Origin of the sequence: Actinoallomurus acaciae (assembly GCF_042429965.1) — a bacterium.
GTDB lineage: Bacteria > Actinomycetota > Actinomycetes > Streptosporangiales > Streptosporangiaceae > Actinoallomurus > Actinoallomurus acaciae.
In genome coordinates this window covers 1-8648 of sequence record NZ_JBHLZP010000498.1, presented here as the reverse complement: position 1 = coordinate 8648, position 8648 = coordinate 1, and the positions used below count along the sequence as shown (strand labels likewise).

At 72.1% G+C, this 8648-nt stretch carries 6 protein-coding genes and 3 pseudogenes; 6 read left to right on the top strand and 3 right to left on the bottom strand.

The window, feature by feature from the left end; genetic code table 11:
- A partial coding sequence (locus ACFFNX_RS39945) for a hypothetical protein (protein ID WP_378211361.1) occupies positions 1 to 202 on the bottom strand: 202 nt, incomplete at its 3' end.
- A gap of 67 nt (positions 203 to 269) precedes the next feature.
- Between ACFFNX_RS39945 and ACFFNX_RS39940 the strand changes: the two genes are divergently transcribed.
- The 3 genes and pseudogenes from ACFFNX_RS39940 to ACFFNX_RS39930 all read left to right on the top strand — a co-directional run.
- Positions 270 to 1043 carry a hypothetical protein gene (locus ACFFNX_RS39940; RefSeq protein WP_378211359.1) on the top strand — a complete coding sequence of 258 codons (774 nt, stop codon included), beginning with the start codon at positions 270 to 272 and terminating at the stop codon, positions 1041 to 1043.
- A complete protein-coding gene (menC, locus tag ACFFNX_RS39935) occupies positions 1044 to 2150 on the top strand; it encodes an o-succinylbenzoate synthase (protein WP_378211358.1) in 1107 nt (368 codons plus the stop codon).
- Positions 2151 to 2240: 90 nt separating this feature from the next.
- Positions 2241 to 2461, top strand: a pseudogene (locus ACFFNX_RS39930) (IS5/IS1182 family transposase); the annotation flags it as partial.
- On the opposite strand, the gene ACFFNX_RS39925 reads toward ACFFNX_RS39930, so the two are convergent.
- Both ACFFNX_RS39925 and fdhD read right to left on the bottom strand, forming a co-directional pair.
- A complete protein-coding gene (locus ACFFNX_RS39925) occupies positions 2458 to 3438 on the bottom strand; it encodes an alpha/beta fold hydrolase (protein ID WP_378211356.1) in 981 nt (326 codons plus the stop codon). The pseudogene ACFFNX_RS39930 and the gene ACFFNX_RS39925 overlap by 4 nt on opposite strands.
- A 34-nt stretch (positions 3439 to 3472) precedes the next feature.
- Positions 3473 to 4288, bottom strand: a complete 816-nt coding sequence (fdhD, locus tag ACFFNX_RS39920) for a formate dehydrogenase accessory sulfurtransferase FdhD (protein ID WP_378211355.1) — start codon at positions 4286 to 4288, stop codon at positions 3473 to 3475.
- An 82-nt stretch (positions 4289 to 4370) separates the two neighbouring features.
- On the opposite strand from fdhD, the pseudogene fdh reads away from it, so the two are divergent.
- From fdh to ACFFNX_RS39905, 3 genes and pseudogenes are all read left to right on the top strand, one after another.
- Positions 4371 to 7572 (top strand): annotated as a pseudogene (gene fdh / locus ACFFNX_RS39915) (formate dehydrogenase).
- Between the two features lies 1 nt (position 7573).
- Complete coding sequence (locus ACFFNX_RS39910; protein WP_378211354.1) at positions 7574 to 8413, top strand: 4Fe-4S dicluster domain-containing protein; 840 nt, start codon at positions 7574 to 7576, stop codon at positions 8411 to 8413.
- Positions 8413 to 8648: pseudogene (locus tag ACFFNX_RS39905) on the top strand (NrfD/PsrC family molybdoenzyme membrane anchor subunit); the annotation flags it as partial. The gene ACFFNX_RS39910 and the pseudogene ACFFNX_RS39905, both read left to right, overlap by 1 nt.

The window sequence follows — 8648 nt, the reverse complement described above, 5'->3', positions numbered from 1 at the left end:
CGGTGACGAGATGGCCGTCGTCGCGGGAGACGCGCCCGCCCGCCTCCCGCAGCCCGGCCTCGATCGCGTCGGCGTCGGCGGCGAGCACCTCGTCGTCGCCGGACGGCGCCTCGGCGAGCGCGTACGCGCGCAGCCGTTCCCGGCCGAAGGGGAGCAGGTCGGCCGCCGCGGCGGTCAGGCGTCGGGCCAGGTCGGTGTCCATGGATTTGATACTAAACTTGCCGTGAAATCAGCGTATTGATCGTCATTCACCGCAAGAAGAGAAGATTTTGACACTCTCCCCGTCGATCACCGTACGACCTCTGACCACCGCCGCCGAGATGCGCGCGGGCGTGGAGGTCTACCGCACCGCGTTCGCGCTGTCCGCCACCGACCCGGCGGTCAGCCCGCGGCTGCTCGCCGCGCTCTCGCGCAACGCGGGCTCGGTGATCGGCGCGTTCGCCGGAGACGAGCTCGTCGGCTTCACGTACGGCTTCCTGGGCTCGGACACCACGACCGTCTACCACTACTCCCAGGTCGCGGCGGTGCTGCCCGGCTGGCAGGGCCGGGGCGTCGGCCGCACGCTCAAGTTCAGCCAGCGGGACTACGTGCTGTCCACCGGCGTGACCGTCATGCGCTGGGCCTTCGACCCGGTGCGCACGCACAACGCCCACTTCAACTTCGACGTGCTGGGCGCCACCGGCCGCTGGTTCACCCGCGACCTGTACGGCGTCGAGGACTCCGGCCGCGACCCCGGAATGCGCACCGACCGGCTGATCGTCGAGTGGGACCTGCTGACGGACACCTCACGCGACCTGCCGCGCCCGCCGCACGTCGGCTGGGCCGAGATCCGCCGGGAGCCCGGCGGCGACGTGCTGGTCGGCATGCCGCGCGACTGGGACGAACTGGTCGCCCGCGACCAGGCCGCGGCGCACCACCTGCGGGACGATGTCGCCGACGCGCTGACCCGGTTGACGGGGGAGGGCCTGCAGGCGATCTCCTGCCGTGTGTGCGACGGCCACACGGCCGTCTACCGTTTCCGTCCGAGCCACGAGGAGGGCTGAGTGCCGCGCGTGACCACGGTCGAGGCGTTCCGGCTGAGCCTGCCGCTCGTCCACGCCTTCCAGACCAGTTCCCACCGCAAGACCCACCTCGAGCACATCCTCGTCCGCGTCGCCGACGCGGACGGCGCCGTCGGCTGGGGCGAGATCGCCTCGCCCAGCGACCCGTACTACTGCCCGGAGACCGTCGACATCTGCTGGATGACGCTCCAGCGGTACCTCGCGCCCGCCCTGCACGACGCGAACTGGGATCACCCGTCCCAGGTCGGCGCGCTCTGGAGGCGGGTCCGCGGCCATCACTTCGCCAAGGCCGGCCTCGACATCGCCTGCTGGGACCTGTGGTCGCGGGCGGCCGGCACACCGCTCGCCCGCGCGCTCGGCGGCGACCGGCGGGACATCGAGGCCGGTGTGAGCCTGGGCATCGAACCGACCATCGACGATCTGCTCGTCCAGGTGGACCGGTACGCCGCGGAGGGCTACCGCAGGATCAAGCTCAAGATCGCGCCCGGCTGGGACGTCGAGCCCGTGCGCGCCGTGCGTGAGGCCCATCCCGGCCTGCCGTTGCACGTGGACGCCAACGGCGCCTACGGCGAGGACCGGTACGAGGTCTTCCGGGCGCTCGACCGCTTCGGCCTGACCATGATCGAGCAGCCGTACGCGCCGGGCGCCATCGCCGCGCACGCCCGTCTCCAGGCGCGCCTGGAGACGCCGGTCTGCCTCGACGAGTCCGTGGACGACCTGGACCAGCTCGACACCGCGCTGGAGATCGGCGCGGGACGCGTGCTCAACATCAAGGTGTCGCGGATGGGCGGCCTGACCGTCGCGAGCACGGCGCACGACCGCGCCGTCGAGGCCGGCTGGCGCGTCTGGTGCGGCGGCATGCACGAGTTCGGCGTGGGCCGCGCGGCCAACGTGGCGATCGCGTCGCTGCCCGGGTTCACCCTGCCCAGCGACGTGTCCGGCTCGGACAAGTACTACGCGCACGACGTGGTGGACCCGCCGATCCGCGCGACGGAGGGCCGGGTGCCGGTGCCGGAGACGCCCGGCCTGGGCCACGAGGTCGACGAGCCGCTCGTCCGCCGCCTCGCCTCGGCGACCCTGGCCTTCTGACGGCGAACACGACCCCGGACACCCGGGGGGCGCCTGAGAACTCCGAACAGAATGATCTTGGAATAACGATGATCATCAGGGGTTTGATCATTACGTGAGGAAGGGATCATGCCGGTCATCGCCCGGCGTGGTGTCGAGCACGGTTCCGGGCTGAGCGCACATCGGTGGGTGGTCGAAGCTTCGCGTTGCCGCACTGGTGTCGCCGGCTGCGCATCCGCTGGGAGATCCGCGACGACGTCCACGAAGCATTCCTCAGCCTGGCCTGCGGCGCCATCTGCCGGCGGAGGCCGGCCGACCTCTCACTTTGCTAGGAGTTCTCAAGCGACGTGCCCGCGCCGACCTGGGTGATGTGCTCGGCGATCAGGCGGGCGATCTCGCCGGGCTGGGTCAGCGGCACCCAGTGCGGGGCGCGGACCGGGCGCACCTGGAGCCGGTCGGCGAACGGCCGGGCGGCCTCGGCGGCCAGCGCCGGCGTCACGAACGCGTCCCCCGTCGCGACCACGACCTGGGTCGGCACGGTCGTGCGGCGCTCGCCCGAGGCGCGGCGGCGGGCGAGCATGTTGGCGCGGTAGAGGTTCACCCCGGCGGCGGCGTCCTCGGCGAGTGTCGGTGCCGGATGGGAGCGGACCGCCACGCCCTCGGTGCGTTCGAGCAGGCCCGCCCAGCGGCGGGCGAGCAGGTGCCGCCAGACCAGCTCGGGCACGACGGGGGTCTGGAACGCGGCGATGTACCACGAGTGCGCGAGCTGCCGCGCGACCGCCCGTACGCCGGAGGGCCGGCGCAGGCCCGCGCGCATCCAGCGCGCGGCGTGGTCGAGACACGGGCCCGAGATCGAGGTGAACGAGGCGAACCGATCCGGCATCGCGCAGACCGCCTCCCACGACTGGATCGCGCCCCAGTCGTGGCCGACCAGGTGCACGGGCGCGGCCGGGCTCACCGCGTCGAGCACCGCCCGCATGTCCGCGACCAGGTGTTCGAACCGGTACGCGTCGCGCCGCCGGGGCCGCGACGAGGCGCCCGCGCCGCGCACGTCGTAGGTGATGACGCGGAACCGCGCCGCCAGCCGCTCGGCGACCCCGTCCCAGACCGCGTGGGTGTCCGGGAAGCCGTGCACGAGCAGGACCGCGGGGCCCCGGCCGCGTTCGTGGACGGCCAGGTCGACGCCGTCACCCTGGATCCGCCGCGCGGCCTGCGCATCGGCGCGTGTCCTCTGGTCGCGTCCGCTCCCTGCTCGCTCCGTGGGCGGCTCGTCCCTCAACTCGCTCGGTCGCTTCCGCTCATTGGACACGGCGTGCAATATATGCCGTCCGGGCCCCATCGGGTCAAGCACCGGAGCCGACCCGGCCGGCCCCGGCATAGACGTTCATCGACGCGCCGCGCAGGAAGCCGACGAGCGTCATCCCCGCCTCTTCGGCCAGGTCGGCCGCGAGCGAGGAGGGCGCCGACACGGCGGCCAGCGCCGGGACGCCCGCGAGCAGCGCCTTCTGCGTCAGCTCGAACGAGGCGCGCCCGCTGACGAGCAGGACGTGCCCGGTCAGCGGGACCCGCTTGTCCTTCAGCGCCCAGCCGACCACCTTGTCGACGGCGTTGTGCCGCCCGACGTCCTCGCGCATCGCCAGCAGGGTGCCCTCGGCGTCGAACAGCCCGGCCGCGTGCAGCCCGCCGGTGCGGTCGAAGACCCGCTGGGCGTCGCGGAGCGTCTCGGGCAGCCGCGCCAGCGTCTCCGGGTCCAGCCGCGCCGGGTCCGCGCGCACGTCGTACCGGCTCCGCTGCCGGATGGCGTCGATGCTCGTCTTGCCGCAGACGCCGCACGCGCTGGTCGTGTAGAAGGATCGCTCGACCGAGACCTCGGGCGGCTCGACGCCCTCGGCGAGCGTGACGTCGATGACGTTCATCGTGTCGGTGTCGGCGCAGTAGCGCATCGCCCGGACGTCGTCGGCGGACCGCACGACGCCCTCGCCGTGCAGGAATCCGGCGACCAGGTCGAAGTCGTCACCGGGCGTCCGCATGGTCACCGACAGCGGGCGCCCGGCCAGCCGGATCTCCAGCGGCTCCTCGACCACGAGCGTGTCGGGACGCTGGCGCGTGCCCCGCTCGTCGATGTGCGCGATCCGCCGCCGTACCGTCACTCGGCCCATGCGCCCGACGCTACCCCCTTGAGCGGCGAAGACGCCTCCGTGCGCGGAGGGTGGTGGAAAGACCACCGATAAAGGATGTTCAATAAGGCACGTGGGCATCGAGTATTGGCCGGTTTTCCGCCAGCTGACCGGTTCCGACCGGCTCGGGCGGGGGAAGGCCACACGGTCGAAGAACACCGACGCGCTCCGGGCGCGGACGGGCGAGGCCGACCGGGTCGTGGAGTCCGTGTGCCCCTACTGCGCGGTCGGGTGCGGGCAGAAGGTCTACGTCAAGGACGAGAAGGTCATCCAGATCGAGGGCGACCCGAACTCCCCGATCTCGCGCGGGCGGCTCTGCCCCAAGGGGTCGGCCAGCAAGCAGCTCGTCACCTCCCCGGGCCGCCAGACCAAGGTCCTCTACCGGCGTCCCCACGGCACCGAGTGGGAGTCGCTCGACCTCGACGAGGCGATGGACATGATCGCCGACCGGGTCATCGAGGCGCGGCGCAGCGGCTGGGAGGACACCTACGAGGGCAAGCCCGTCCGCCGCACGATGGGCATCGCCAGCCTCGGCGGGGCCACGCTCGACAACGAGGAGAACTACCTCATCAAGAAGCTCTGGAGCGCGCTCGGCGCGATCCAGATCGAGAACCAGGCCCGTATTTGACACTCCTCCACCGTCCCCGGTCTGGGGACCAGTTTCGGGCGTGGCGGCGCCACGACGTTCCAGCAGGATCTGGCGAACGCCGACTGCATCGTCATCCAGGGCTCGAACATGGCCGAGTGCCACCCGGTCGGGTTCCAGTGGGTGATGGAGGCCAAGGCGCGCGGCGCGAAGATCTTCCACGTCGACCCGCGGTTCACCCGCACCAGCGCGGTGGCGCACCGTCACGTGCCCATCCGCGCCGGAAGTGACATCGTGCTGCTCGGCGCCCTGGTCAACCATGTGCTGAGCGGCGGCCACGACTTCCGCGAGTACGTCCGGAGCTACACCAACGCGGCGTCGATCGTGAGCGAGGACTTCCGCGACACCGAGGACCTCGACGGCCTGTTCTCCGGCTACGACGCCGAGAAGCGGGAGTACGACCCGACGAGCTGGGCGTACCGGAACGGCGACCCCCAGGCGGCGGCCGGCACGCGCGACGAGGCGAGACCCGACGAGGGCCGGTCCCACGAACACGGGCCGGGCGCGACGTTCGAGGCGACGCCGTCGCAGACCGGGCACGCGCCGCAGCGCGACGAGACGCTCCAGCACCCGCGCTGCGTCTACCAGATCCTCAAGCGGCACTTCGCGCGGTACACGCCCGAGCTGGTCGAGGAGATGTGCGGCATCGGCCCGGAGCGGTTCGCCGAGCTCGCCGACGCCATCGTGGCGAACTCCGGCCGCGACCGGACGACCGCGTTCGTCTACAGCGTCGGCTGGACCCAGCACACGGTCGGCGCCCAGTACATCCGCACGGCCGCGATCCTGCAGCTGCTGCAACATCGGCCGGCCGGGCGGCGGCATCCTCGCGCTGCGCGGGCACGCGAGCATCCAGGGCTCCACCGACATCCCGACGCTGTTCAACCTGCTGCCGGGCTACCTGCCGATGCCGTACGCCCACGAGCACGAGAGCCTCGACACCTACCTCGAACGCGCGGCCGGCGACACGGGTTTCTGGGGCAACAAGCGCGCCTACATGGTGAGCCTGCTCAAGGCCTGGTGGGGCGACGCGGCGACCGCGGACAACGACTTCTGCTTCGACTACCTGCCGCGCCTGACCGGCGACCACGGCACCTACCACACGGTGCTCGACCAGATCGCCGGCAAGGTCAAGGGCTACTTCCTGATGGGGGAGAACCCCGCCGTCGGCTCGGCGGGCGGGCGGCTCCAGCGCCAGGGTCTCGCCGCGACCGAGTGGCTCGTGGTCCGCGACCTGAACCTCATCGAGAGCGCCGAGTTCTGGAAGAACTCCCCGGAGATCGCCGCGGGCGAGACCAGCCCCGAGCGGATCGCCACCGAGGTGTTCTTCATGCCCGCCGCGGCTCACACCGAGAAGGACGGCACGTTCACCAACACGCAGCGGCTGCTCCAGTGGCACCACAAGGCGCTGGACCCGCCGGGCGACGCGCGCAGCGACCTGTGGTTCATCTACCACCTCGGCCTGCGCGTACGCGAGCGGCTGGCCGGGTCCACGGACCCGAACGACCGTCCGGTCCAGGATCTGAGCTGGGACTACCCGGTCGAGGGCCCGCACGACGACCCGTCCGCCGATGCCGTGCTGCGCGAGATCAACGGGTACGACGGCGACGGCGAGCCGCTCGCCGGCTTCACCGCGCTGAAGGACGACGGCTCGACCTCCTCCGGCTGCTGGATCTACTCCGGCTGCTACACCGGCGGCGTCAACCAGACCGCGCGCCGCCGGCCGGGCCGGGACCAGTCGTGGGTGGCACCCGAGTGGGGCTGGGCGTGGCCGGCGAACCGCCGCATCCTGTACAACCGCGCCTCCGCCGACCCGGAGGGCCGTCCGTGGAGCGAGCGCAAGGCCTACGTCTGGTGGGACGGCGAGCAGTGGACCGGCCACGACGTGCCGGACTTCGAGAAGACCAAGCCGCCGTCATATGAGCCCCCGCAGGGCGCGACGGCGCAGGCCGCCATCGCCGGGACCGACCCGTTCATCATGCAGACCGACGGCAAGGCCTGGCTGTTCGTGCCCAAGGGACTCCTGGACGGGCCGCTGCCGACCCACTACGAGCCGCAGGAGTCGCCGGCCGTCAACCCGCTCTACGCCCAGCAGGACAACCCGGCCCGGCAGCTCTATCCGCGGCGTGACAACCGCTATCACCCGGCCGGCAGCTCGGTGTACCCGTACGCGTTCACGACGTACCGGCTGACCGAGCACCACACGGCGGGCGGCATGAGCCGGTTCCTGCCGTACCTGTCGGAGCTGCAGCCGGAGATGTTCTGCGAGGTCTCCCCGGCGCTGGCCGCCGAGCGCGGGCTGACCAACGGCGGCTGGGCCACCATCGTCACCGCGCGGACCGCGATCGAGGCGCGGGTGCTGGTCACCGACCGGATGTCGCCGCTGCGGATCCAGGGACGCACCGTCCACCAGGTCGGCCTGCCCTACCACTGGGGCACCTCCGGCGTCGTGCGGGGCGACTCGGCCAACGACCTGCTGCCCATCGTGCTCGACGCGAACACCCACATCCAGGAGAGCAAGGCCGCGACCTGCGACATCCGCCCCGGCCGTCGCCCTCAGGGCGCCGCGCTCGGCGCCCTGGTACGCCGCTATCGCCGCCAGGCGGGAATCCCGGAGGACTGAGATGAGCAACAGCCTGTACGGGCCGCTGCACGACGTTGCCGAGGACGCGGGGTACGCCGACCCGCCGGCGCGCGCCGGGTTCTTCACCGACACGTCGGTGTGCATCGGGTGCAAGGCGTGCGAGGTGGCGTGCAAGGAGTGGAACGCCATCCCCGACGATGGGTTCGCGCTCACCGGCATGTCCTACGACAACACCGGCCAGCTCGGCGCGAGCACGTGGCGGCACGTAGCGTTCATCGAGCAGTCCCGGCCGCGCGAGGTCGGCGACGGCGACGGCGGCACCCGCTGGCTCATGGCCTCGGACGTGTGCAAGCACTGCACGCACGCCGCGTGCCTGGACGTGTGCCCGACCGGCGCGCTGTTCCGCACCGAGTTCGCCACCGTCGTCGTGCAGCAGGACGTCTGCAACGGCTGCGCCTACTGCGTGTCGGCCTGCCCGTACGGCGTGATCGACCGGCGCGAGGGCGACGGCCGCGCCTGGAAGTGCACGATGTGCTACGACCGGATCGGCGACGGCATGGAGCCGGCGTGCGCCAAGGCCTGCCCGACCGACTCGATCCAGTACGGCCCACTGGACGAGCTGCGCGAACGCGCCCGCGTGCGTCTCGACGAGCTGCACGACGAGGGCGTCGCGGAGGCGCGCCTCTACGGCGAGGACGAGAACGACGGCGTCGGCGGCGACGGCGCGTTCTTCCTGCTGCTGGACGAGCCGGAGACCTATGGCCTGCCGCCGGACCCGGTGGTGACCACCCGCGACCTGCCCGCGATGTGGAAGTGGGCCGGAGGAGCCGCGGCGGCCCTGGCCGGCTGCGTCGCCGTGTCCTTCCTCGGGAGGCGCTGATGCCGAAACGCGGTGGCGAGCGGTCCATGGTGCCGCGCGCGGAGTTCGGGTCCTACTACGGGCGGCCGGTGCTGAAACGGCCGCGCTGGAAGGCGCCCCACCTGCCCGGCTACCTCTACTTCGGCGGGCTGTCGGGAGCGGCGGCGGCGATGGCCGCGATGGCGGACGCGACCGGGCGCGAGCGGCTCTCGCTGGTCGGCCGGGTCACCGCCGCCACGGCGGCGGCCGCGGGCTC

Excerpts from the sequence above, each read along its gene's own strand:
- fdhD (WP_378211355.1), bottom strand. The coding sequence starts at position 4,288 with ATGGGCCGAGTGACGGTACGGCGGCGGATCGCGCACATCGACGAGCGG.
- ACFFNX_RS39910 (WP_378211354.1), top strand. The coding sequence starts at position 7,574 with ATGAGCAACAGCCTGTACGGGCCGCTGCACGACGTTGCCGAGGACGCG.